Genomic DNA, 24,333 nt, shown 5'->3' with positions numbered 1-24,333 from the left:
AAATACGGCTAATGCCCGAAAAGTGCGTGTCGTGTATTAACTCCACCTTTATGTGGATAGTTTGCGGCAACCACGGCACCGCTGAGAGTGGGTAGGGCTGCGTATGGCCGTCGATCCGTTGATCGAACTGCGGGAAGTCAACAAGTACTACGGTGAGCTGCATGTCCTGCAGGACATCGACCTCACCGTCGGCAAGGGGGAGGTGGTCGTGGTCATCGGCCCGTCCGGGTCGGGAAAGTCGACGCTGTGCAGAACGATCAACCGGCTGGAGACCATCCATTCCGGCGTGATCCTGCTCGACGGACAGCCGCTGCCCGAGGAGGGCAAGGCCCTCGCACGGCTCCGTGCCGATGTCGGCATGGTCTTCCAGTCGTTCAACCTCTTCGCCCACAAGACCGTCCTGCAGAACGTCTCGCTGGGTCAGATCAAGGTCCGCGGACGCAAGAGGGAGGACGCCGACCAGCGCTCGCGCCGGCTCCTCGACCGCGTCGGACTCGCCGACCAGGCGCCCAAGTTCCCGGCGCAGCTCTCCGGCGGCCAGCAGCAGCGCGTGGCGATCGCCCGCGCCCTGGCGATGGAGCCCAAGGCGCTCCTGTTCGACGAGCCGACCTCCGCACTCGACCCGGAGATGATCAACGAGGTCCTGGAGGTCATGCGTCAACTCGCCCGCGAGGGCATGACGATGGTCGTCGTCACCCATGAGATGGGCTTCGCCCGCTCCGCCGCCAACCGCGTCGTCTTCATGTCCGACGGCCGCATCATCGAGGACCGCACCCCCGAGGAGTTCTTCACCGCACCGCGCACCGAGCGCGCCAAGGACTTCCTGTCCAAGATCCTCAAGCACTGAGCGGGAGGAAGTCGTGTCCTCGGACCTCGACTACGATGTGCCGTTCATCCCCGCATCGGCGGCGACCCCGAGGGACGCCGCCGGACGGGGATCCCCCACGGTCCTTGACGGACCGTAGGGGGCCGCAGTCACGGAGCCGTACCCGGCCGGTGGCAGCCGGAGATCACTGCTCGCGCAGCGGGATCGACACGTACGACGGGTCGTTCGCCGGCGAGGAGAAGGTCAGCTGCGCGCCGGACGGGTTGTGCTCGATGTAGAGCGGGTCGACCGTGTCGACGACCAGGGCCAGCCGGTGCCCTGCCGGGACGTCGTAGGCCGTGGAGAACAGCTCCAGGTCGAGACCGAACGGCTTTCCGGGCGTGAGCCCGTGGAAGGTGTACGGCGCGTTGCTGACCAGCTTGCCGAGGCCGAGCGGCCCCACGTCGTAGAGGTAGGCGACGAGGGTGCCGCTCTCCTTGGTCGGGGTGACCGTGGTGTGCAACTGGGCCGTACCACGGATCTGTTGGGTCGTGACGTACTTCTCCGACTGCCACACGGCGGCCCAGCGGCGGGGGAGCAGGGGGATGGAGGCCATCGGGGGCAGCTGGGCCACCTGGTCGAGGATGCTGGACAGGAAGACGATGCCGCCGTCGGCACCCGAGTCCACGTTCGTGTGGATCGTGGTCGTGCCCGCCAGAGCGATCTTCCGCTCGGTCGCGGCGACCGACTTCCAGTCCGGATAGCCCTCGTAGCCGCCCGTGGAACGGGACTTGAGCTGCACCGGCTGCTCGCGGTCGATGCCGTTGTCCTCGCCCTTGAGGTAGTGGTCGAACCAGCGCTCGGTGTCGGTCCAGACGTCGTTGGGCAGCCCGAACAGGCCGGTCAGCTCGGCGGTCGCGTGGTCGCCGGGGCGGAACTCCAGTCGCTTCGGGCCGGTCAGCTTCTCGTAGAAGTCCGCGTACTGGTTGGGCGGGAAGATCGTGTCGCCCCAGGAGTTGGCGAGCATGACGGCCGCGCCGTTCTTGTTGAGCTGGTCCACGTATGTCCCGGCCGAACGTTTCTTCCCCCAGTTGATGATGTCCTGTTCCCTGGACAGGTTGGAGGTGTAGAAGTCGTTGAAGATCTGCCGGATTTCGGGGCTCTGGCGGCCGGTGACGAGGCTTGCGCCGTCCAGCAGGCCGGCCGCCTGGACGTGCTGGGTGCGGCCGGAGTAGATCGAGCCGATCAGGTCGGCCCAGCCGCTGAGGGAGGCGACCGCCTTGATGCGCTTGTCGTGCGCGGCGGCGATCAGGCTGATGCCCGCGCCGTACGAGACGCCCGCCATGCCGATGTGCTTCGAGTCCGATGGGGTGTTGGCGAGCGCCCAGTCGATGACCTTGGAGGCGTCGGCTATGTCGGGCGGTCCCGCCACTTCTATCTCACCGCCGGACTGCCAGAAGCCGCGCACGTTGTAACTGACCACGATGTAGCCCGAGTCGGCGAGCTTCTGGGCTTGTGCGAGGTACTCGACCTGGGGCAGGCCCCAGCTCGTGGGGAGCACGAGCAGCGGGTAGCGGCGCGTGCCGTCGGCGCCCGCGGGCGTGATGACGTTCGCCTTCAGGACGGTGCCGCCGTCGCCGGTGATGTCGACGAAGCGGACGGCGCTCGCCGCCTGGGCGGTGGGGGCGACTCCGAGGACGCCACCGGCGATCAGTGTCGCGGAGACGGCGCCCACGGCGGTCGTACGCAGGGCCTTGCGATGGTGTCCCACAGGTCACTCCTCACTCGTGTCAGTGCAAAGTGACCGAACGGTAACCTCGGGCCCTTACCGGAAGTAACCCGTCGGTAAGTTACGTGGGAGTAACGATTGTTGTGGTGTGAATGAATTCAGGAGGCGCGGTGGGAGTTGCGGGGAGCCGCGGGTGTCGGCAGCGGTGTCTGCGCCGCCCGTGTCACGTCCGCGACCAACTCGGCGACGTCGGGGCCGTACGCCTGCGAGTTGACCACCTTCAGCAGGAGGACGAACGCGTTGTTGCCGTACTTGCGGGCCAGTCTCTCGTGGTTGCGGGCGAGGTAGCGGGTCGCGGCCTGGTTGGTGATCGCGGTCTGGCCGCAGAACAGGAAGACGGGGCGGGTCAGGCCGGGTTGCCCGGCCGTGAGCCTGGCCAGCAGTACGTGTTCGGACAGGCCCTTCTCCATGCGGTAGCGCTCGCTGCCGATCTGGAAGGCCAGCCGGTCCGGGCCCGGTTCCGGGTCGGTGTTGACGCGCACCCCGGGCAGCATGGCGTTCATGTGGGCCGCCATGCGCCGGTTCGAACTCGGGCCGCCGACGCAGAACTCGGTGCGCTCGCCGAAGCCCTGCCGGGCCGCGTCCTGCGTGACCACCTCGGCGTTCGCGCCGCAGTCCTTGATGAGCGCGGAGAGCTCCAGGAGTGCGAACACGTCGTAGCGGTGCACCGCGAGGTCGGCGCTGGCTGCGTCGCGGTTGACGACGAGCAGCGACTCGGAGTTGTCGGGCAGCCCGAAGAACGCCTGCTTGCGGCGGAGCTTCCGCCGCCACAGGTAGGTGCGGGCCAGCCAGCCGAGCGTGGCACTGATGCCCGCCGCGACCACGCCCAGGACGATGTTGCGCACGTCGTCATTCATGGGCGCGCATGGTAGCGGGCCGACATGGCTGGTACGTACCGGTGTTCGATCTGTGGCTTTCGCATGACAGCAGCCGGAATGGGTCTGTTGGGGCCCCGGAGCATGCGGTTACGCTGCGCGGACGGTCCTGACTGGAGGTACGGATGCGTCGCCCTGTCGCACGGAAACTGTCGGTCCTGGCGGTCTCGGCCGCCGTGGTGTCGGTGGGGGCGGCCGCACCACCCGCCGCCACAACGAGCGGCACCCCTGCGAAGGTTCCGGTCGCCGTCGGCTACGGCGGTGCGGTCGCGAGCGTCGACGCGGACGCCTCCGCCGCCGGTATCGAGGTCCTCAGGAAGGGCGGCAACGCGGTCGACGCGGCCGTCGCCACGGCCGCCGCGCTCGGCGTCACCGAGCCCTACTCCTCCGGCATCGGCGGAGGCGGCTACTTCGTCTACTACGACGCCAAGTCCCGTACGGTGCACACCATCGACGGCCGCGAGGCCGCGCCGCTCACCGCCGACTCCAACCTCTTCGTGGAGAACGGCAAGCCGCTCGCCTTCGCCGACGCCGTCAGCAGCGGGCTGAGCGTCGGGACGCCGGGGACGCCTGCGACCTGGCAGACGGCGCTGGACAAGTGGGGGAGCAGGAGACTCGGGGCCGTGCTGAAGCCGGCCGAGCGGATCGCTCGGGACGGGTTCACGGTCGACGACACGTTCCGGTCGCAGACCGCCTCCAACGAGACGCGGTTCCGGTACTTCCCCGACACGGCGAAGCTGTTCCTGCCGGGTGGGCAGCTGCCGGTGGTCGGGGCCACGTTCAAGAACCCTGAACTTGCCAAGACCTACGAGGAGTTGGGCAAGAAGGGCGTCGGCGCGATCTACCGCGGTGACCTGGGGCAGGACATCGTCGACACGGTGAACAACCCACCGGTGGACCCGAGTTCGGGCTGGAACGCCCGTCCGGGCAAGCTGTCCGACAAGGACCTCGCGGCCTACCGTGCCAAGCTGCAGGCGCCCACGGAGACGTCGTACCGGGGCTTGAAGGTCAACTCGATCGCGCCGTCCTCCTCCGGCGGCACGACGGTGGGTGAGGCGCTCAACATCCTTGAGAACACGGATCTTTCGAAGGCGAGCGAGGTCCAGTACCTGCACCACTACATCGAGGCCAGCCGGATCGCGTTCGCGGACCGCGGGCGCTGGGTCGGCGACCCCGCCTTCGAGGACGTACCGACGAAGGAGCTGCTGTCTCAGAAGTACGCCGACTCGCGCGCGTGCCTGATCAAGGACGATGCGGTTCTGACGAGTCCGGTGGCGCCGGGTGATCCGCGGAACCCGGCTTCCTGCAACACCGGTGGTACGGCGGCTCCGACGACGTACGAAGGTGAGAACACGACGCACCTCACGGTGGCCGACAAGTGGGGGAACGTCGTTTCCTACACGCTCACGATTGAGCAGACCGGGGGCAGTGCGATCACCGTGCCCGGGCGTGGGTTCCTGCTCAACAACGAGCTGACGGACTTCTCGTTCACGCCGGCCAACCCCGCTGTGCACGACCCGAATCTGCCGGGGCCGGGGAAGCGGCCGCGGTCGTCGATCTCGCCGACGATTGTCCTGGACAAGCACAACAAGCCCGTGGTGGCGGTGGGTTCGCCGGGTGGGGCGACCATCATCACGACCGTGCTGCAGGTTCTGACCGAGTTCCTGGACCGGCATCTGCCGCTCGTCGATGCGATTGCGGCGCCGCGGGCCAGTCAGCGGAATGCTGCGCAGACCGAGCTGGAGCCCGCGCTGTACAACGACACCAGCGCGACTGGTCTCAGGGCCCAACTTGAGGCTATCGGGCACTCGTTCAAGCTCAACCCCGAGATCGGTGCGGCGACTGGTGTGCAGCGGTTGCCGAACGGGAAGTGGCTGGCTGCTGCCGAGACGGTACGGCGGGGCGGCGGGTCGGCGCAGGTGGTGTACCCGGCGCCGTAGGCGTCACAACTCGGGGGCGGGCGTCTCACCTTCCGTTCGGAATGCGAGGCGTCCGTCCTCGACGTCCACCGTCACCCTGCCGCCCTCCTTGACCCGCCCGTCCAGCAGCAGTCGCGAGAGTTGGTTGTCCACCTCGCGCTGGATGGTGCGGCGCAGGGGGCGGGCGCCGTACTCCGGCTGGAAGCCGCGTTCCGCCAGCCAGTCGACGGACGAGTCGGTGAAGTCGACCGTGATGCCCTGTGCGTGCATGAGGCGGCGGGTCTTCTCGAGCAGCAGGTTGGTGATCTGCCGGAGTTGGTCGCTGGTGAGCTGGCGGAAGACGACGATCTCGTCGATTCGGTTGAGGAATTCCGGGCGGAAGTGTTCGCGCAGGGGGCGGAGGATCTGTTCGCGGCGTGCCTCCTCGTCGGCGTCCGCGCCGCCCGTTCCGAAGCCGATGCCGGTGCCGCGGCGGGTGATCGCCTCGGAGCCCAGGTTGCTGGTCATGACGATCACCGTGTTGGTGAAGTCGACCGTGCGGCCCTGGGAGTCGGTCAGGCGGCCGTCGTCGAGCACCTGGAGGAGGATGTTGAAGACGTCCGGGTGGGCCTTCTCGACCTCGTCCAGCAGGAGGAGCGAGTACGGGTGTCGGCGTACCACCTCGGTGAGCTGGCCCGCCTCCTCGTGGCCCACGTAGCCGGGCGGGGCGCCCACCAGGCGGCTGACGGTGTGGCGCTCCTGGTACTCGCTCATGTCCAGGCGGACCATGCGTTCCTCGCTGCCGAACAGGGCCTCGGCGAGTGCGCGGGCCAGTTCGGTCTTGCCGACGCCGGTCGGGCCGAGGAAGAGGAAGCTGCCGATCGGGCGGTCGGGGCTGGCGAGTCCGGCGCGGGAGCGCATGACCGCCTCGGCGACCACGCCGACGGCCTCGTTCTGGCCGACGACCCGCTGGTGGAGGTGTTCCTCCAGGCCGAGCAGTTTCTCCTTCTCCTCCTGGGTGAGGCTGGCGACCGGGATGCCGGTCTGCCGGGACACGACCTCGGCGATCGCTTCGGCGGTCACCTCCAGTTGGCCCTCGTCGGCCTCGTCGCTGCCCGAGGTGTCCGCGATCCGCTGCTTCAACTCGGTGATCCGGTCGCGGAGTTGGGTCGCGGTCTCGTACTTCTCGTCGGCGACCGCCTGGTCCTTGTCGCAGGTCAGCTGCTCGATCTCGCGCTCCAGGGCCCGTACGTCCGTGCCCTTCGTACGGGCGCGCAGCCGGACCCGGGCGCCTGCCTGGTCGATCAGGTCGATGGCCTTGTCGGGCAGGCGGCGGTCGGTCAGGTAGCGGTCGGAGAGTTCCACGGCGGCGACCAGGGCCTCGTCGCTGTAGCTGACCTGGTGGTGGGCCTCGTAACGGTCGCGCAGGCCGCGCAGGATCTCGATGGTGTCGGCGACGGACGGCTCCGGCACCAGGATCGGCTGGAAGCGGCGGGCCAGCGCCGCGTCCTTCTCGACCCGGCGGAACTCCTCCAGGGTGGTCGCGCCGACGATGTGCAGTTCGCCGCGGGCCAGCGCCGGCTTGAGGATGTTGCCGGCGTCCATCGCTCCGCCGCCCTCGCCGCCGCCACCGGCGCCGACGACGGTGTGCATCTCGTCGATGAAGACGATCAACTGGTCGGAGTGGGCGCGGATTTCGCCGACGATGTTGTTCAGGCGTTCCTCGAAGTCGCCCCGGTAGCGGGTGCCCGCGACGACCCCGGTGAGGTCGAGGGCGACGACCCGCCGCCCGATCAGCACGTCGGGCACGTCCCCGTCGGCGATCCGCTGCGCGAGCCCCTCCACCACGGCGGTCTTGCCGACGCCCGCGTCCCCGATCAGCACCGGGTTGTTCTTGCCGCGGCGGGAGAGCACCTCGATGGTCTGCTCGATCTCCTCGTCCCGTCCGATCACCGGGTCGATACGGCCCTGCCGGGCCAGGTCGGTGAGATCGCGGCCGTACTTGTCGAGGGTCGGGGTGCCGGTGGAGCGAGGGCGTTCACTGCGGGGCTGCGTGGTGTCCGCGGGGGTCTCGGGCGGCAGTGCGGAGGGCGCGAAACGGGCCGCGTTGAGGATGTGTCCGGCGGCCGAGTCCGGGTTCGCGGCCAGGGCGCTGAGGACGTGCTCGGGGCCGATGTAGCCGGCGCCGCTCGCCCGCGCCAGGTCGTGCGCGTCCAGCAGGGCGCGCTTGACGGCCGGGGTGAGGGAGAGCGAGGTGGGCGGCGGTGCCTGGTCCGGGGTGTGCTGCACCGGGCCGGAGCGCTCGTCGATCTCCGAGGCGAGCGAGTCGGGGTCGGCGCCGGCGCGGCTGAGCAGGCTGCGGGTCGGCTCCGTGGCCAGCGCGGCCCGCAGCAGATGTTGGGTGTCCAGGTCGCGGCTGCCGTGCTCGGCGGCGTACTGGGCCGCGCCGCGGACCAGCTCCCGGGCGGGCTGACTGAGCAGCCTCCCGATGTCGATCTGCCGGGGGCCCGGGCGCGGGCCACCGAAGAAGCGGGCGAGGAATTCTCCGAAGGGATCCGATCCGAAGTCGCCTGGACCGTTGAATCCGCTGGTCATGAGCGTTCGTTCCGTTCCGGCGTCCCGCGCCTGACGGGACGCGCTCGCTGATCGACGTGCCGGTCCACGCGGGTGCCCCCGCAAGGGCCCGGTTACACCACCTTCGGACCGGTTACACCACCTTCGCACGACCGCCCGAGGGGGGCACCTCCAGGAACGCGGCCAGTTCTCCCACGGGCAGGACGACATCGGCCCGGGCGGCCAGTTGGGGGTCGTGCGTGATCAGGAACGTGGTGCGGGACGCGACGAGGCGGCGCAGCGGATCCATCACCCGCCGGGCCGAGTCGCCGTCCAGGCCCGTCGTAGGCTCGTCCAGCACCAGGACCGGGGTGTCCCGTACGAGCGCCCGGGCGATGGCCACCCGAGGCGCCGACCGCCGGACAGCTGCCGTCCTCCGAGGCCCACGGGGGGATCGTGCCGTCCAGCAGCATGGGGTCCTGCGAGACCAGGGTGATCAGTTCGCGGAGCTTGAATTGCGCTCGGTGAGGATCCGTGGCCCGGCGTCCGTGATCGCCACCGTGTGCTCCGCGTGAGCTGCGCGGGAGCCGTCGTTCGTACGCAGGGTCCAGCCGTCCTGAGCCGCGTGATAGCCGTCCCGCCCGCTCCCGATCACCATCGGCTCGATCGCGAGGGCCATGCCGTGGCGCAGCGGCATTCCGCGGCCGGGCCGGCCCTCGTTCGGTACCCCCGGGTCCTCGTGCATCCGGCGTCCGATGCCATGTCCGCCGAAACCGTCCGGGATGCCGTAGCCCGCCGACCGGCACACCGAACCGATGGCGTGCGCGATGTCGCCGATGCGGTTGCCCACGACGGCCGCCGCGATGCCGGCCTCCAGGGCGCGCTCGGCCGTCTCGATCAGCCGTACGTCCGCCGGGCGCGGGGTGCCGACCGTGAAGCTGATCGCCGAGTCGCCCACCCAGCCGGCCAGCTCGGCGCCGCAGTCGATGGAGACCAGGTCGCCGTCGCGCAGGCGGTAGGCGGTCGGGATGCCGTGCACGATCGCGTCGTTCACCGAGGCGCAGATGACGGCGGGAAAGGGGAAGGGGGCGAAGGAGGGGCGGTAGCCGAGGAAGGGCGAGGACGCGCCCGCCTCCCGCAGCACCCCGCGTGCCACCTCGTCCAGCTCCAGCAGGGAAACGCCCACGTCGGCGGCGTCTCGTGCGGCCGTCAGGGCCCGCCCGACCACCTGTCCCGCCTCGTACATGGCGTCGATCGATGTGTCTGTCTTCAGCTCCACCATGCCAATTACTATACCGGTATTAGAATGACGGCATGGTGCGCACCCCTCTCACCCCCGAAGAGCGCGAACGCGGCGAGCGTCTCGGGCGGTTGCTCCGTGAGGCCCGTGGCGGGCGGAGCATGACGGCCGTCGCGGCTCAGGCGGGCATCTCCGCGGAGACGCTTCGCAAGATCGAGACCGGACGGGCGCCGACCCCGGCCTTCTTCACGGTCGCCGCGCTCGCCCGGGCGCTCGGGTTGTCGATGGACGAGTTGGTGGAGCGGTGCGCGTTGCTGGCCGCGTGACGTACGTCGGGCGGGATCCGACGCACATCGGTCAAGATCGCGTAATGACGCGTCTGCGCGCCCGTCGAAAACTCCCCGTAGCACACCCGTAACACAACTGGTGTTGCCTACGGACCGGAGTGCTCCGGTCTGGCGGGAGTTGAGCGATGGCTGTGGATCAACTCCCGGGTAGGTTGCGGGAGTTCGTGGACTACCTGGACCGCCTGCTGACGCGCCTGGATCCGGGCGGCGGCTGGTGCGCGGTGTTCTGGCAGCGCGATCCCGACGGTATGCGGGCCTGTCTCGAGGGGCGTGAAGTGCCGCCCTGGGACGTGGTGGAGGCGCTGCTGCAGGATCTCGCCGTCGAGTACGGCCCCGGTGCCGCGGCACAGGAGCAGGACCGGGCCCGCGCACTGCACTTGGCGGCGCTCGCCGATTTCGACGCCCGGCCCGGCGGCCGTGACGCCCTGGGTGACCGGCTCGACGTCATGCTCCGCGAACAGCGCTACGCCGCCGAACGCCAGGCGGAACTGGGCCGCTTGCTCGCCTCCGCGGCCACCCAGCAGGAGGCCGACGCCATCCGCCTCGACCTCGCCTGGGCCCGCGACGATCACGAACGTGCCACCGCCCGCTGCGCCGAACTCCGTTCCCGCATGGCCGACTCGGACCGCCGCACGGCCGGCGGCCAGGCGGCGGCGATCAGCCGCGGGCACCTGCGGGAGGGGGCCGTGTACCGGATCGACCGGGAGTTCGCGGGGGAGCAGACGGCGTCGGGTGACGGACGCCCGGGCGAGGCGCAGGCGGGTGGGCATGGCTCCTACGGCTCCGGTGACTCCGGCTTTCCGGGAGAGCGCGCCCCGTACGCCTCGCAGGAGCACGGCTCGTACGACCGCGGCGGTGCGGGGGTGCGGCGAGAGGCGCACGACCCCGGCAACAGGGGAATACGGCGCGACTCGTACGCCCCTGAGGCCCGGGCCGGGTCGGACCATCCGTACGAGGCAGCTGCTCCGGGCACCCCGCAGTACCGTGGCCCGTTCGAGGCCGCGAACCAGGGCGGCGCACAGCACCGCGGCCCCTTCGAACCCACAAATCCAACCGCGCCGCAGCCTCCCGCCCCCTACGGCGCCGACTTCCCGGACCCGGCCCAGCTGCACGCGCCGCAGCCGTCCGGCCCGGTACAGCACATGCGGGAACACGCCGCCCCGGAACCCGCACCCGCAGAATCGCCCGCCCCGGAACAGTCGGCACCCGAACAACCGGCCCCCAAGCAGCGCAAGCGCCGCCGAGGCAGTGCCCGCTTCGCCGGCATGGCCGAGGAAGAGGCCGCCCCCGTCGTCGTACCGCCGACCGCCGATCCCACCCTGCCGACGCTGCCCACCCCGGCCGCCGGCACCGGCCGCAACCCGCGCGGAGCGCGGTTCGCCGGGGCCGCCGAGGTGGAGGAGTCGCAGCCGCAGCCGGAGCCGGAGCCGTTGGATGCGGAGGGGCCGCGGGAGGTCGCCGGGGCCGTTCGGACGCTGGTGCGGCTGCGGACCGAGGGGCGCACGGGCGAGGCGCACGCGCTGCTCGTGGAGGCCGCCTACTGGCCCGCCGCCAGGTTCCCGCTGCTCGCCGCCGGGCTGCAGCGCGCGGGGCTGGGCGCCGACTGGGCGACCCTGCTGTGGGAGGCCGCCTCGCTGCCCGCCGACAAGCTCGTCGCCGCGGCCGACGCCCTGGTCGCGGCCGGGCGCGGGGAGGACGGGGAGCAGATCCTGCGGCAGGGCGTCGCCCGTCCCGCCGGTGAGATAGGGCGGGCCGTGCTGGGGCTGGCCGAAGAGGGACGTCGCCGCGAGGTGCGCGCACTGCTCGACGCGTACGTCCGCGTCCGTACGCCCGAGGAGGCGGCCCGCAGCGCCGAACCCGACCCGCAGGCCCTCGTGCCGCTGCTGCTCGAGGCTGCGCAGGGTGTTTCGGACGAGCGACACTGGGATCTGGTGCACGCCCTCCGGGTCGCCGGTTTCGCCGCCTGACACAGCCCCTTCCACCCCTCACCAGCCACTCCACTCACCCACAGGAGTGCGAAACGTGATCGACTCCGCGGGTTAACGGCGATGGTCTTGGCAAGGCCGTCCCGGAGGCTTACGTTCATCCCTCTACGGCCTGCATCTACGGGCGTAGAGGCTCTGACGACCCGCCGAAGGAGCAGCTCATGGCCAACGTCGTACGCGCCGCTCTGGTCCAGGCCACCTGGACCGGCGACACCGAGTCCATGGTGGCGAAACACGAGGAGCACGCCCGCGAGGCGGCCCGCCGGGGTGCGAAGGTCATCGGTTTCCAGGAGGTCTTCAACGCCCCGTACTTCTGTCAGGTCCAGGAGCCGGAGCACTACCGCTGGGCCGAGCCCGTGCCCGAGGGGCCGACCGTGAGTCGTATGCAAGAGCTCGCGCGCGAAACGGGCATGGTGATCGTCGTGCCGGTCTTCGAGGTCGAGCAGTCCGGCTTCTACTACAACACCGCGGCCGTGATCGACGCCGACGGCACCTACCTCGGCAAGTACCGCAAGCACCACATCCCGCAGGTCAAGGGCTTCTGGGAGAAGTACTACTTCAAACCCGGCAACGTGGGGTGGCCGGTCTTCGACACCGCCGTCGGGAAGGTGGGCGTCTACATCTGCTACGACCGCCACTTCCCCGAGGGCTGGCGGCAACTCGGGCTCAACGGCGCCCAGTTGGTGTACAACCCGTCGGCCACCCACCGCGGTCTCTCCTCCTACCTGTGGCGGCTCGAGCAGCCCGCCGCGGCCGTCGCCAACGAGTACTTCATCGCCGCGATCAACCGTGTCGGCCAGGAGGAGTACGGGGACAACGACTTCTACGGGACGAGCTACTTCGTCGACCCGCGCGGGCAGTTCGTGGGCGACGTCGCCAGTGACAGCAAGGAGGAACTCTTGGTCCGGGACCTCGACTTCGACGTGATCGAGGAAGTGCGGCAGCAGTGGGCGTTCTACCGGGACCGCCGTCCCGACGCGTACGAGGGGCTGGTGCAGCCGTGAGCGACCTGTACGCACGCCACCGGTCCGTGCTGCCCGACTGGCTCGCCCTCTACTACGAGGACCCGCTGGAGATCACGCACGGCGAGGGCCGGTACGTCTGGGACTCGGACGGCAACAAGTACCTCGACTTCTTCGGCGGCATCCTGACCACGATGACCGCGCACGCGCTGCCCGAGGTCACCAAGGCGGTCAGCGAGCAGGCAGGGCGGATCCTCCACTCGTCGACCCTGTACCTCAACCGCCCGATGGTCGAACTCGCCGAGCGCATCGCCCAGTTGAGCGGCATCCCGGACGCCCGCGTCTTCTTCACCACCTCCGGCACCGAGGCCAACGACACCGCGCTGCTGCTCGCCACCACGTACCGGCAGAGCAACACCGTCCTGGCGATGCGCAACAGCTACCACGGCCGCTCCTTCAGCGCGGTCGGCATCACCGGCAACCGCGGCTGGTCGCCCACGTCCCTGTCGCCGCTGCAGACGCTCTACGTGCACGGCGGCGTCCGCACCCGCGGCCCGTACGCGTCCTTGAGCGACGACGACTTCATCGCGGCCTGCGTCGACGACCTGAAGGACCTGCTCGGCCACACCCGCCCGCCCGCGGCCCTGATCGCCGAGCCCATCCAGGGCGTCGGCGGCTTCACCTCCGGGCCGGACGGCCTGTACGCCGCCTTCCGCGAGGTGCTCGCCGAGCGCGGCATCCTGTGGATCGCGGACGAGGTGCAGACCGGCTGGGGCCGCACCGGCGACAACTTCTGGGGCTGGCAGGCGCACGGCCGAAGCGGCCCGCCGGACATCATCACCTTCGCCAAGGGCATCGGCAACGGCAGCTCCATCGGCGGTGTCATCGCCCGCGCCGAGATCATGAACTGCCTGGACGCCAACAGCATTTCGACGTTCGGCGGCACCCAGATCACCATGGCGGCGGGCCTCGCCAACCTCAACTACCTGGTGGAACACGATCTGCAGGGCAACGCCCGGCGCGTCGGCGGACTGCTCATCGAGCGGCTGCGGGCCGTCGCGGCGCAGGTTCCGCACGTACGGGAGGTGCGCGGGCGCGGACTGATGCTCGGCATCGAGCTCGTGAAGCCGGGCACCGACGAGGCCGATCCGGACGCCGCGTCCGCCGTGCTGGAGGCGACCCGCGCCGACGGGCTGCTCCTCGGCAAGGGCGGCGGCCACAACACCAGCGCCCTGCGCATCGCCCCGCCCCTGTCCCTCACGGTCGCGGAGGCCGAGGAGGGCGCCGCGATCATCGAGCGCGCTCTGAGGAGCCTCACGTAGCAGTGCACTGAGCAAGGGAAGACCGCCATGACCACCACCTTCGGGACCCTCGAACCCGCCCTGTCGGTACGCCAGGTGCTGACCCTGGAGCGGGTGCTCGCCGGGGAGCCCGAGGTGGTGGCCGGCGCGGCCCAGCTCGACCGGCCGGTGCGCTGGGTGCACGTCGCCGAGGCGCCCGACGTGGGCGTGATGCTCAGCGGCGGCGAGATGGTGCTCACCACCGGCGTGCTGCTCGCCGGCGACGAGGAGAAGCAGGCCGAGTACATCCGGTCCCTGCACCGTGCGGAGGCCGCCGCCGTGGTGCTGGGCCTCGGGCGTGCCTTTCCGGCTCCCCCGGACGTCATGCGCCGGGCCGCCGAGCGGTGCGGGCTGCCGATGGTCGTGCTCCACCGGCCCTTCCCCTTCGCGGAGTTGACGGAGGAGGTCCAAGCCCGGCTGATCCGGCGGAAGTTCGCCGCCGTCAGCCTCTCGGAATCCGTACGGACGGCCCTCACCGGGCTGATCACGGCGGGCGCTCCGCTGCAACGGCTCCTCGACGAGGTGGCCCAGCACAGCGCCTGCCCGGTCGTCGTCACCAACCTCGCGCACCGCGTCCTCGCCACGGCGGGGGAGCGGCCGGCCGTGGACGACGTGCTGCGCGACTGGGAGCGCATCTCCCGGCAGGCCGGCGGCAGCGAGGGCGACGGCTGGATCCGCGCCGAGCTCGGCGGGCGCGGCGAGCGCTGGGGCCAGATCGTGCTGTGCGGCTACCGCGGCGACACCGCCACCGGACGCCTCCTCGCCGACCGGGCCGCCGAGGCCCTCGTCCTGCACCGCATGCTCGGCGGCAACTCGGCGCACACCTGGGAGGAGCAGTCGGCGCAGAGCCTGCTGACCGACCTGGTCAGCGGTGTCGTACCGGCAAGGCAGCTGCTGCCACGCGCGCGTGCCGCCGGGCTGCCCGTGAACCGGCGCACCTTCGTGCCGCTGGTCGTGCGGGACGGCGACCTCGCCCAACTCGACCGCGTCCTGCGGATGTTGGGGCTGTCCGGCCTTGTCGCCGAGCTCGCCGACGAGGCGACCGCGGTTCTCCTCAGCCTCGCCCGCGACCAGGACGCCGAGGCGCTCACCGCGCACTTCGCGGCCAGGCTGCGTACGGAATCGGGGTCCACCAAGGCGGTCGTGGCGGCTGCCGATCCACGCATCGCCTGGGACGACGTGCCCGCCGGACTGCGCGAGGCGCAGCATGTGGCCGATGCCGTGGCGGACTCCTCGGCCGCCCTCGACCTCCCGGCCGTCGTACGCCTCAGGGACGTACATCTGCGGGGGCTGATCCGGCTGCTGCGGGACGATCCGCATGTGCAGTCGTTTGCGGAGCGGGAGCTGGACGGGCTGCTGTGCTCGGCCGACGACGACCTGCTGTCCGTGCTGCGGACCTATCTCGCGACCGGCCGCAACAAGTCCCGCACGGCCCAGCTCCACCATGTCTCCCGGCCCGCGCTCTATCGCCGGCTGGAAGCCATACAGGGCCGGCTGGGTGTCGACCTCGACGACTTCGAGCAGGCGGCGTCGGTGCACATCGCGCTCCTCGCGCACGACGCGCAACAGGGGTGAAACATGCCACGACCTGGGAAAACGGCGGTGAAACATGGGCCCACAAGAGGGTGACACCGTGGCACGCCGCACGCCCGCAGACGTGACACCGTGCAACTCATGGCCGGTTTTCGGACTTCCTAGTCTTCTCGCACACCGAGCGACCGGAGGTCCCGATGAGCAGAGTGATTCGTGCCGCCCTCTTCCAGACCGCGTGGACGGGCGACAAGGAGTCGATGATCCAGGTACACGAGCAGGCGGCCCGCGACGCGGCCGCGCAGGGTGCTCAGGTCCTGTGCTTCCAGGAGCTGTTCTACGGGCCCTACTTCTGCCAGGTCCAGGACAAGGCGTTCTACGAGTACGCCGAGCAGATCCCGGACGGCCCGATCGTCAAGCGCTTCCAGGCGCTGGCCAAGGAGCTGGGCCTCGTCCTGATCCTGCCGATGTACGAGGAGGAGCAGCCCGGCGTCCTCTACAACACCGCGGCCGTGATCGACGCCGACGGCTCGTACCTCGGCAAGTACCGCAAGCACCACATTCCCCAAGTGCCGGGATTCTGGGAGAAGTTCTACTTCCGCCCCGGCAACGTCGGCTGGCCGGTCTTCAACACCGCCGTCGGGAAGATCGGCGTCTACATCTGCTACGACCGCCACTTCCCGGAGGGCTGGCGGGCGTTGGGCCTCGAGGGCGCGGAGATCGTCTTCAACCCGTCGGCCACCTCGCGCGGACTCTCCCGCTACCTCTGGCAGTTGGAGCAGCCGGCAGCGGCCGTCGCCAACGAGTACTTCATCGGCGCGATCAACCGGGTCGGGGTCGAGGACCTGGGCGACAACGACTTCTACGGGACCTCGTACTTCGTGGACCCGGAGGCCCAGTTCGTCGGCGAGGTGGCGAGCGACAAGGAGACCGAACTCGTCGTCCGCGACCTGGACCTGAACAAGCTGCGCGAGGTGCGCGACCGCTGGCAGTTCTTCCGCGACCGCCGTCCCGACGCGTACTCCCCGCTGACCGCTCCCTGACCGGCGTCGCGCACTCCCGCAGGTCCGGTGCACGGGGATCGGGCCTGCGGGGCCTGAGGAGCTTCGAGCAACGTCCGTCATAAGGAGAGGGAGAATGAGCAGCCGTACCGTCATCCGTGGTGGCCTCGTCATCACCGCGTCCGACGAACTCCACGCCGACGTCCTGATCGAGGACGGCCGTATCGCCGCCCTCGCCGCGTCCGGCACCCCGGCCGCCGAGGCCTGGACGGCCGAGCGCACCATCGACGCCAGCGGCAAGTACGTGATCCCGGGCGGCGTCGACGTCCACACCCACATGGAGCTGCCGTTCGGCGGCACCTTCGCCTCCGACACCTTCGAGACCGGCACCCGGGCCGCCGCCTGGGGCGGTACGACGACGATCGTCGACTTCGCCGTGCAGAGCGTCGGCCACTCCCTGCGCGAGGGCCTGGACGCCTGGCACGCGAAGGCCGAGGGCAACTGCGCGATCGACTACGGCTTCCACATGATCGTCTCCGATGTGAACCAGGAGACGCTCAAGGAGATGGACCTGCTGGTCGAGGAGGGTGTGACCTCCTTCAAGCAGTTCATGGCCTACCCGGGCGTCTTCTACTCCGACGACGGCCAGATCCTGCGCGCCATGCAGCGCTCCGCCGAGAACGGCGGCCTGATCATGATGCATGCGGAGAACGGCATCGCGATCGACGTGCTGGTGGAGCAGGCGCTGGCCCGCGGTGAGACCGACCCGCGCTACCACGGTGAAGTGCGCAAGGCGCTCCTTGAGGCCGAGGCCACCCACCGCGCCATCAAGCTCGCCCAGGTCGCGGGCGCCCCGTTGTACGTCGTGCACGTCTCGGCGATGGAGGCGGTCGCCGAGCTGACCCGGGCGCGCGACGAGGGCCTGAACGTCTTCGGCGAGACCTGCCCGCAGTACCTCTTCCTGTCGACGGACAACCTCGCCGAGCCCGACTTCGAGGGCTCGAAGTACGTGTGCAGCACGCCGCTCAGGCCGAAGGAGCACCAGGCCCAACTGTGGAAGGGCCTGCGCACCAACGACCTCCAGGTCGTCTCCACCGACCACTGCCCCTTCTGCTTCGTGGGCCAGAAGGAACTCGGCCGCGGGGACTTCTCGAAGATCCCCAACGGCCTCCCGGGCGTCGAGAACCGTATGGACCTGCTCCACCAGGCCGTCGTCGAGGGCCACATCTCGCGCCGCCGCTGGATCGAGATCGCCTGCGCCACCCCGGCCCGCATGTTCGGCATGTACCCGAAGAAGGGCACCATCGCCCCGGGCGCCGACGCCGACGTCGTCATCTACGACCCGAACGCCGAGCAGGTCATGTCCGCCGAGACGCACCACATGAACGTCGACTACTCGGCCTACGAGGGCAAGAGCACCACCGGCCGGGTCGAGACGGTCCTCTCGCGCGGCGAAGTCGTCATCAACGAGCGGGAGTACACCGGACGCGCAGGACACGGCGTCTACACCCCGCGCTCCACCTGTCAGTACCTCAACTAGGAGTGGCGCAAATGGACTTCGGACTCGTCCTGCAGACCGACCCGCCGGCCTCGAAGGTCGTCAGCCTGATGAAGCGCGCCGAGCGCAACGGCTTCACCTACGGCTGGACCTTCGACTCGGCCGTGCTGTGGCAGGAACCGTTCGTGATCTACAGTCAGATCCTCGCCAACACCACGAAGTTGACGGTCGGCCCCATGGTCACCAACCCGGGCACCCGCACCTGGGAGGTCACCGCCTCCACCTTCGCCACCCTCAACGACATGTTCGGCAACCGCACCGTCTGCGGCATCGGCCGCGGCGACTCCGCGATGCGCGTCGCCGGCCGCACCCCGAACACCCTGGCCCGGATCAGCGAGGCCATGAAGGTCATCAGGGCGCTGGGCTCCGGCAAGGAGGCGGACCTCGGGGGTACGGTCATCAAGTTCCCCTGGATCAAGGAGGACGCCGAACTCCCCGTCTGGATGGCCGCGTACGGCCCCAAGGCCCTGAAGATGACGGGCGAGGAGGCCGACGGCTTCATCCTCCAGCTCTCCGACCTGTACCTCACCGAGTACATGGTGAAGGCGGTCAAGGACGCGGCCGTCGCCGCCGGACGCGACCCGTCCGAGGTGAAGATCTGCGTCGCCGCGCCCGCGTACGTCACCGAGGACGACTCGCCCGAGGCCCTCGCCCACGCCCGCGAGCAGTGCCGCTGGTTCGGCGGGATGGTCGGCAACCACGTCGCCGACCTGGTCTCCAAGTACGGGGAGCACTCCGCCGCCGTACCCGACGAACTCACGGACTACATCAAGGCCCGTGAGGGGTACGACTACTCCCACCACGGGCGCGCCGACAACCCCGACACCGCCTTCGTGCCCGACGAGATCGTCGACCGGTTCTGCATCATCGGGCCGCCCGAGAAGCACATCGAGAAGCTGAACGCGCTGCGCGAGCTGGGCGTCGACCAGTTCGCCGTCTACGACATGCACGACGCGCAGGAGGCCACCATCGACGCTTACGGCTCGACGGTGATCCCGGCCGTCAACGGCTGACCGCAGTCCTCCCCGACAACCGCTCAACTCCCCATCCCCCCACTCCTGTTCTCCCCTCCCTCGCCGTCCCGAGGGAGGGGACCGGAGACCCGCACGGCCTTTCCGGACCCACCCCTGATTGATTGGCCTGCCCATGACCGACACCGCTCCCACGGCCATACCGCCGACCGCTCAAGTCACCCTCGACGACGGGCGCGTGGAGATCGCGCCGGGGTCCTCGATGCCCAGCGGTCCGTACGCGAACGAGGACCTGCTGCCGGTCCCCGTCGAGAAGCGCACCTGGACCACGTACAACTTCTCCGCCCTGTGGGTCGGCATGGCCCACAACACGGCCTCCTGGACCCTGGCCTCCGGTCTGATCGCCGTCGGCATGGACTGGAAGCAGGCGGTGCTCACCATCGCCCTGGCCAACGTGATCGTGCTGATCCCGATGCTGCTCACCGGGCACGCGGGACCGAAGTACGGCATCCCCTTCCCGGTCTTCGCGCGGGCCAGCTTCGGCATCCGCGGCGCCAACCTCCCCGCCGTCGTACGGGCGTTGGTGGCATGCGGCTGGTTCGGGATCCAGACCTGGATCGGCGGTGAGGCGATCTACTTCCTCGCCGGGAAGCTGATCGGCAACGGCTGGTCCGACGCCGGGAAGGTCGGCGGTTACGCGTGGACGATGTGGCTGTCGTTCGCGATCTTCTGGGTCATCCAGGTCGCCATCATCTACCGGGGCATGGAGACGATCCGCCGCTTCGAGAACTGGGCCGCGCCGTTCGTCATCGTCGGCGCGATCGTGATGCTGATCTGGATGAGCAACAAGGCCGGCGGCTTCGGCCCGCTGCTCGACCAGCCCTCCAAGCTCGGCTGGGGCGGGGACTTCTGGAAGCTGTTCTGGCCGTCCCTCATGGGCATGATCGGCTTCTGGTCCACGCTGTCGCTGAACATCCCGGACTTCACCCGCTACGGCAAGAGCCAGAAGGCGCAGACATGGGGCCAGGCGCTCGGTCTGCCCACCACGATGACGCTCTTCGCGTTCCTCTCCGTGCTGGTCACCTCCGGTTCGCAGGCCGTGTACGGCGAGACGATCTGGGACCCGGTACAGCTCGCCGCCAAGACGGACAACGTCTTCGGTCTGCTGTTCGCGCTGGTGACCGTGCTGGTGGCGACCCTGTCCGTGAACATCGCGGCCAACCTGGTCTCGCCGGCCTTCGACTTCTCCAACATCGCGCCCAGGAAGGTCAGTTTCCGGGCCGGCGCCCTCGCCACCTGCGTCATCGGTGTGCTGATCTTCCCGTGGAAGCTGTACTCCGACCCGCAGGGCTACATCTTCACCTGGCTCGGCCTGGTCGGCGGTCTGCTCGGCACGGTCGCCGGCATCCTCATCGCCGACTACTGGATCCTGCGCCGTGGCAAGCTCGACCTCGTCGACCTGTACCGCTCCGGCGGCCGCTACTGGTACGAGGGCGGCTGGAACTGGCGGGCCGTCGTCGCCTTCGTGGTCGGCGGTGTCCTCGCCGTCGGCGGCGCCAGCTTCAAGCCGCTGATCGACGGCCGGCCCATCCCGGCCCTGGAGCCGCTCGCCAACTACGGCTGGGCGGTGGGCCTCGGCACCTCGATGGTGCTGTACGTGGTGCTGATGCTGCTGCGCGGAAAGGACCGCCTGGAGGCCTGAGCCTGCGGCATTCGAAGGGCAGCCGGTTCTACTGGCTGCCCTTCAGTGCTGTCACGGCGTCCTTCGCGGCCTTGATGGCGCCCTTGTTGATCTCGTCCGTGCTGGGCGCCTTCTTGTTCTCGAAGTCGCTGCCGTTGTAGGTGGTGACCACCAGGACGTTGGACACGCGGGCGACGACCTCGCCCTCGCGGGTCTGCTGCTTGTCCTCGGTGGTGAGGTTCACGACGGAATAACCCGAGTCACCCAGACCCGGAACATCCCCTCCGCCGCTCTTCTCCGCAAGGCGATCCTTGTACGCCTTCTGTGCCGCTTCGTCCGAGTCCATGACCTCGAAGGAGACGTCGAGCCAGCGGTAGTCGTACCCCTTGAGCGCGTTCCAGGAGCAGGTGCGGCGCAGCTTGGAGTCGGTCGACTGGATCTCCTTGCCGGCCGTCTTGGCGCCCGGGACGAGCGACTTGATCGTCTTCGCGGCCACGCTGCCGCAGGGTGCGGGAGCGGCGTCGTACGACTTGGACACGGCCGTCGTCGACGGAGCGGAGGGCGATGAAGTGCCCGTTTTGTGACCCTCGTTGTGTGCGTCGGCCGGTGTCGCGGGACCGGACGACAGCGCCCAGCCCGCCGCGGCGAGTACGACGACGGGGGAAAGTCGCGCGGTCAGGGCGAGCGGCAGAGGAAAATCGCGCACGGGCACACTTCTCGGTGGGGGACGGTGTGCGGAGGGGTCCGCACTGCGGACGGGGCGCCAGTTTCACATGACTCCCTGTGAGACGGAAGCGGAAACTCGCTCCGTGCCCGCGCGGTCACTGAGGCTCACGAACAGGTGCCCCAAGGGTGAGCGCCGTCTCGATGCGGTCGACGGCGGCAAAGGCCCCGTACGCGACAAGGCGGACCAATTGCTCGTCGTTGTGCCACGGCATGTGCCAGGCGGCCACGTCCTCGTCCGTGATGCGGTACGGCGCGAGCGCGGCCAGCAGTGCCAGGCGCGCGCCGGGCCGCTCCCGCCGGTTCGGGAAGCCGCGCAGCACGGCCGACGGGTGCGTCCCGTCCCACTCCTGCAGGGTGTGCCGTACGAGGACCCGCTCGCCGGGGTCGAGGAGGTCGGCGCCCGCCTGGGCGGCCTCGCGCAGGGCCGCGTAGGCGGGGCTGACGGGAGTGCCGGTCGCCCAATCCGGGCCCGGGCCGAGGGTGTCGAGCAGGGGCAGGGACGCTCCGGGCTCGGCGCTGCGGCGCACGGTGCGGCCCAGCGCGCGTCCGGCGAGGCTGCGCACGGCCCGGAATCGCTGGGCGCCGCCCGGCAGGAGCTGTTCGTTCAGCAGGGCCGAGGCGATGCGGTTGATGAAGTGGAAGGCGAGCGCGGTGCCGAGGTAGGCGGGGGCGTGCTCCTCGGGGAAGGGGTACGGCCGCAGGTCGGCGCCCGGGGTCCGGGTGGCGAGGCCCCAGTCGAGCACCCGCGTGTGCTCCTCGCTCTGCGGATCCTCGCCGCGGGCCAGCTGCTCGGCGAGGGCGTGGTCGCCGGTGGCGTGCAGCAGGACGGTGTGCGCGTCCACGCAGAACGGGCACCGGTTGGCGAGGGACACCCCGAGGGCGGCCAGCTCCTTGCCGGTGCGGCTGCCGGTGCCGGCGATGAGCGACTCGCGCATCAACGCCCAGGCGGGTGCGAGGAGTTCGGGCGCGGAGGACAGGACGACGAAGGTGGCGGGCCGGTCGATGCCGAAGTCGACGGCGATCTGCTCGTAGACCTCGGCGACCCTGCCGGCGGCCGACTTGGGCGCCGGCGGCTGTGTGAAACGGAACTGTGTGGACATGGCGGCAGCATGCGCGGTGGGGGCGACCGAAAGCGTCGTACGGGCGGAGGCAGTCGGGAGTACGACGGCGGGGCCGGCGACCCCGTGAAGTACTGCGCCGGGAGTAGTCGGGGAGCCGTCCACAGGTCTGACGCCGTTGTCGGTGCGGCCGTCTACTGTGCGTGCATGAGCGGGTACTCGGTCACACGCAAGGGGCTCGCCGACGCGGCTCTGGCGGTCGTCGTCGGCGCGATCGCCGTGACCGTGGCCGCCTTCGACGCGGACACGACGCCCGTCGACTACGTGTTCCTTGTGCTGTCCTCGGCGGCCCTGGCGTTGTACCGAGTGGCCCCGCGCGCGGTGCTCGTGATCGCCACGGTGGGCGGTGCGGCCTACGTGCTGCATGCGCACCCGGGCCCGGCATCCGCACTGACCGTCTTCGTCGCCGTGGCTACGGCGGCCAGTGCGGGACACCGGGGCTGGGCCGCCGCGGCGAGCGGCGTGTTCCTGGCGGCGTACCTCGCGACGGGCCCGACGACCCATGACGTGGTCGAGCGGACCGCGCTGCTCGCGGGCTGGTTCCTGTGCGCCGTGGTCGTGGGGCAGGCCGACCGCAACTGGCAGGCGTATCTGCGCCAGACCGAGCAGCGCGCGCTGGAGGCGGAGCGGACCAAGGAGGAGGCGGCCCTGCGCCGCGCGGGCGAGGAACGGCTGCGCATAGCGAGGGAGTTGCACGACTCGCTCACCCACAGCATCTCCATCGTCAAGCTCCAGGCGGGAGTCGCGGTGCACCTCGCCCGCAAGCGCGGCGAGGAGATACCGCCCGCGCTGCTCGCCATCCAGGACGCGAGCGGCGAGGCGATGCGCGAACTGCGCTCCACTCTGGAGATCCTGCGCACCGACGAGCCGACCGGCACGCCCGCGCTGTTGGTGGAACGGGCCTGCGCGGCGGGCCTTGCCGTCGACCTCACGGTGAGCGGCGACGAGCGGCCCCTGCCGGCGACGGTCGACCGGGCGGTGTACCGCATCGTCCAGGAGGCCCTGACCAACGCGGCCCGGCACGCGGGAGCCGCCAAGATCGCCGTCCGACTCGCCTACAGCGAGGACGACTTGACGATACGGGTCGAGGACGACGGGACCGCCGACCCGTCCCGCCCGCCTGCCCCGGGGGTGGGCCTCACTGGCATGCGCGAACGCGTCGCGGCCCTCGGCGGCACCCTGGACGCCGCCCCGCGCGACGAAGGCGGCTTCGCGGTGCGGGCTCGGCTGCCGTTGCGGGAGGCGGGATGACCAGGGGCGCGGGGGAGAGGTCATGACCAGGGTCGCGCTCGTCGACGACCAGGCACTGATGCGCGCAGGTTTCCGGGCGCTGCTGGAGGCCGAGGACGGCATCGAGGTGGTCGGTGAGGCGGCGGACGGCGAACAGGGCCTGGCGCTCGTCCGCGCGCAGGTGCCGGACATCGCCCTGATCGACGTACAGATGCCGGTGATGACGGGCATCGAGGCCACGCGCCGGATCGCCGCCGACCCGGCCCTCGTGGCCGTGCGCGTGGTGATCCTCACCAACTACGGCTTCGACGAGTACGTCTTCGAGGCGCTGCGGGCGGGCGCGAGCGGCTTCCTGCTGAAGGACACCGAACCGGCCGACCTCCTCCAGGCCATCGACGTCGTGGCCCGCGGCGAGGCCCTGCTCTCCCCGTCGGTCACCCGCACCCTCATCGGCGAGTTCGTCTCCCGGCCGCCCGACCGGGCGACGGCTCCCGGCCTGGACTGCCTGACACGCCGCGAACTCGAGGTCACGGCGCTGGCCGCCCGCGGTCTGAGCAACGAGGAGATCGCCGCGCACATGGTCATCAGCCCGTTCACGGCGAAGACGCACATCAGCCGGGCGATGACGAAGCTGGGTGCGCGGGACCGGGCCCAACTGGTCGTGTTCGCCTATGAGTCGGGGCTGGTGACCCCGCGCGGCACTTAACCCGTTGTGCGCCGTGCG

20 protein-coding genes are annotated in these 24,333 nt (G+C 70.2%); 13 read left to right on the top strand and 7 right to left on the bottom strand.

Annotated features, from left to right (window positions below; translation table 11 throughout):
* Window positions 1–103: 103 nt before the first annotated feature.
* Window positions 104–847: an amino acid ABC transporter ATP-binding protein gene (locus tag ACFY1L_RS04715; protein WP_388818101.1), complete on the top strand. Its 744-nt coding sequence runs from the start codon at window positions 104–106 to the stop codon at window positions 845–847.
* Between the two features lie 163 nt (window positions 848–1,010).
* Here ACFY1L_RS04715 and ACFY1L_RS04710 read toward each other — a convergent pair whose 3' ends face one another.
* Window positions 1,011–2,576 carry a CocE/NonD family hydrolase gene (locus ACFY1L_RS04710; protein ID WP_388818099.1) on the bottom strand — a complete coding sequence of 522 codons (1,566 nt, stop codon included), beginning with the start codon at window positions 2,574–2,576 and terminating at the stop codon, window positions 1,011–1,013.
* Between the two features lie 116 nt (window positions 2,577–2,692).
* Window positions 2,693–3,451 (bottom strand): hypothetical protein, encoded by a 759-nt coding sequence (locus tag ACFY1L_RS04705; protein ID WP_388818098.1) that lies wholly within the window; start codon window positions 3,449–3,451, stop codon window positions 2,693–2,695.
* A 143-nt stretch (window positions 3,452–3,594) separates the two neighbouring features.
* Here ACFY1L_RS04705 and ggt point away from each other — a divergent pair, with 143 nt between their 5' ends.
* A complete protein-coding gene (gene ggt / locus ACFY1L_RS04700; RefSeq protein ID WP_388818096.1) occupies window positions 3,595–5,409 on the top strand; it encodes a gamma-glutamyltransferase in 1,815 nt (604 codons plus the stop codon).
* Between the two features lie 3 nt (window positions 5,410–5,412).
* On the opposite strand, the gene ACFY1L_RS04695 is transcribed toward ggt, so the two are convergent.
* The 3 genes from ACFY1L_RS04695 to map form a co-directional block, all read right to left on the bottom strand.
* On the bottom strand, window positions 5,413–7,962 hold the full coding sequence (locus ACFY1L_RS04695; protein ID WP_388818093.1) for an ATP-dependent Clp protease ATP-binding subunit: 2,550 nt from the start codon (window positions 7,960–7,962) through the stop codon (window positions 5,413–5,415).
* 112 nt (window positions 7,963–8,074) lie between these two features.
* Complete coding sequence (locus ACFY1L_RS04690) at window positions 8,075–8,323, bottom strand: hypothetical protein (RefSeq protein ID WP_388818090.1); 249 nt, start codon at window positions 8,321–8,323, stop codon at window positions 8,075–8,077.
* 93 nt (window positions 8,324–8,416) lie between these two features.
* Entirely contained in the window at window positions 8,417–9,202 is a 786-nt protein-coding gene (map, locus tag ACFY1L_RS04685; RefSeq protein ID WP_388818087.1) for a type I methionyl aminopeptidase, read from the bottom strand.
* A 32-nt stretch (window positions 9,203–9,234) separates the two neighbouring features.
* Between map and ACFY1L_RS04680 the strand changes: the two genes are divergently transcribed.
* The 9 genes from ACFY1L_RS04680 to ACFY1L_RS04640 all read left to right on the top strand — a co-directional run bounded on the left by ACFY1L_RS04680 (window position 9,235) and on the right by ACFY1L_RS04640 (window position 20,556).
* Window positions 9,235–9,486 carry a helix-turn-helix domain-containing protein gene (locus tag ACFY1L_RS04680; RefSeq protein ID WP_388818084.1) on the top strand — a complete coding sequence of 84 codons (252 nt, stop codon included), beginning with the start codon at window positions 9,235–9,237 and terminating at the stop codon, window positions 9,484–9,486.
* A gap of 146 nt (window positions 9,487–9,632) precedes the next feature.
* Complete coding sequence (locus ACFY1L_RS04675; protein ID WP_388818081.1) at window positions 9,633–11,474, top strand: hypothetical protein; 1,842 nt, start codon at window positions 9,633–9,635, stop codon at window positions 11,472–11,474.
* Between the two features lie 179 nt (window positions 11,475–11,653).
* Window positions 11,654–12,496, top strand: coding sequence for a nitrilase-related carbon-nitrogen hydrolase (locus ACFY1L_RS04670; RefSeq protein ID WP_388818078.1), 843 nt, complete (start codon window positions 11,654–11,656; stop codon window positions 12,494–12,496).
* The gene (locus ACFY1L_RS04665) at window positions 12,493–13,776 is read left to right on the top strand and encodes an aspartate aminotransferase family protein (protein WP_388818075.1); all 1,284 of its coding nucleotides are present in this window, start codon (window positions 12,493–12,495) and stop codon (window positions 13,774–13,776) included. Before ACFY1L_RS04670 ends, ACFY1L_RS04665 begins: the two co-directional genes overlap by 4 nt.
* Window positions 13,777–13,803: 27 nt before the next feature.
* On the top strand, window positions 13,804–15,369 hold the full coding sequence (locus ACFY1L_RS04660) for a PucR family transcriptional regulator (RefSeq protein WP_388818073.1): 1,566 nt from the start codon (window positions 13,804–13,806) through the stop codon (window positions 15,367–15,369).
* Window positions 15,370–15,524: 155 nt separating this feature from the next.
* Window positions 15,525–16,367: a nitrilase-related carbon-nitrogen hydrolase gene (locus ACFY1L_RS04655; protein WP_388818070.1), complete on the top strand. Its 843-nt coding sequence runs from the start codon at window positions 15,525–15,527 to the stop codon at window positions 16,365–16,367.
* A 94-nt stretch (window positions 16,368–16,461) separates the two neighbouring features.
* Window positions 16,462–17,865 carry a dihydropyrimidinase gene (hydA, locus tag ACFY1L_RS04650; RefSeq protein ID WP_388818067.1) on the top strand — a complete coding sequence of 468 codons (1,404 nt, stop codon included), beginning with the start codon at window positions 16,462–16,464 and terminating at the stop codon, window positions 17,863–17,865.
* A gap of 11 nt (window positions 17,866–17,876) precedes the next feature.
* Complete coding sequence (locus ACFY1L_RS04645; RefSeq protein WP_388818065.1) at window positions 17,877–18,896, top strand: TIGR03842 family LLM class F420-dependent oxidoreductase; 1,020 nt, start codon at window positions 17,877–17,879, stop codon at window positions 18,894–18,896.
* A 133-nt stretch (window positions 18,897–19,029) separates the two neighbouring features.
* The gene (locus ACFY1L_RS04640) at window positions 19,030–20,556 is read left to right on the top strand and encodes an NCS1 family nucleobase:cation symporter-1 (protein ID WP_388818062.1); all 1,527 of its coding nucleotides are present in this window, start codon (window positions 19,030–19,032) and stop codon (window positions 20,554–20,556) included.
* A 28-nt stretch (window positions 20,557–20,584) separates the two neighbouring features.
* Here the strand turns inward: ACFY1L_RS04640 and ACFY1L_RS04635 are convergent, their stop codons facing one another.
* The gene (locus ACFY1L_RS04635) at window positions 20,585–21,241 is read right to left on the bottom strand and encodes a hypothetical protein (RefSeq protein ID WP_388818060.1); all 657 of its coding nucleotides are present in this window, start codon (window positions 21,239–21,241) and stop codon (window positions 20,585–20,587) included.
* Between the two features lie 115 nt (window positions 21,242–21,356).
* Window positions 21,357–22,361 (bottom strand): carboxymuconolactone decarboxylase family protein, encoded by a 1,005-nt coding sequence (locus ACFY1L_RS04630; RefSeq protein WP_388818057.1) that lies wholly within the window; start codon window positions 22,359–22,361, stop codon window positions 21,357–21,359.
* Between the two features lie 165 nt (window positions 22,362–22,526).
* On the opposite strand from ACFY1L_RS04630, the gene ACFY1L_RS04625 reads away from it, so the two are divergent.
* On the top strand, window positions 22,527–23,630 hold the full coding sequence (locus ACFY1L_RS04625; RefSeq protein WP_388818054.1) for a sensor histidine kinase: 1,104 nt from the start codon (window positions 22,527–22,529) through the stop codon (window positions 23,628–23,630).
* A 22-nt stretch (window positions 23,631–23,652) separates the two neighbouring features.
* On the top strand, window positions 23,653–24,315 hold the full coding sequence (locus ACFY1L_RS04620; protein ID WP_388818051.1) for a response regulator: 663 nt from the start codon (window positions 23,653–23,655) through the stop codon (window positions 24,313–24,315).
* Window positions 24,316–24,333 lie beyond the last annotated feature (18 nt).

The sequence above is a fragment of the Streptomyces sp. NPDC001663 genome (genome assembly GCF_042893105.1).
In the GTDB taxonomy this organism is placed as follows: Bacteria; Actinomycetota; Actinomycetes; order Streptomycetales; family Streptomycetaceae; genus Streptomyces.
Note: the sequence above shows the minus strand (reverse complement) of the source record. Positions and strands in the feature narration are given on the sequence as shown.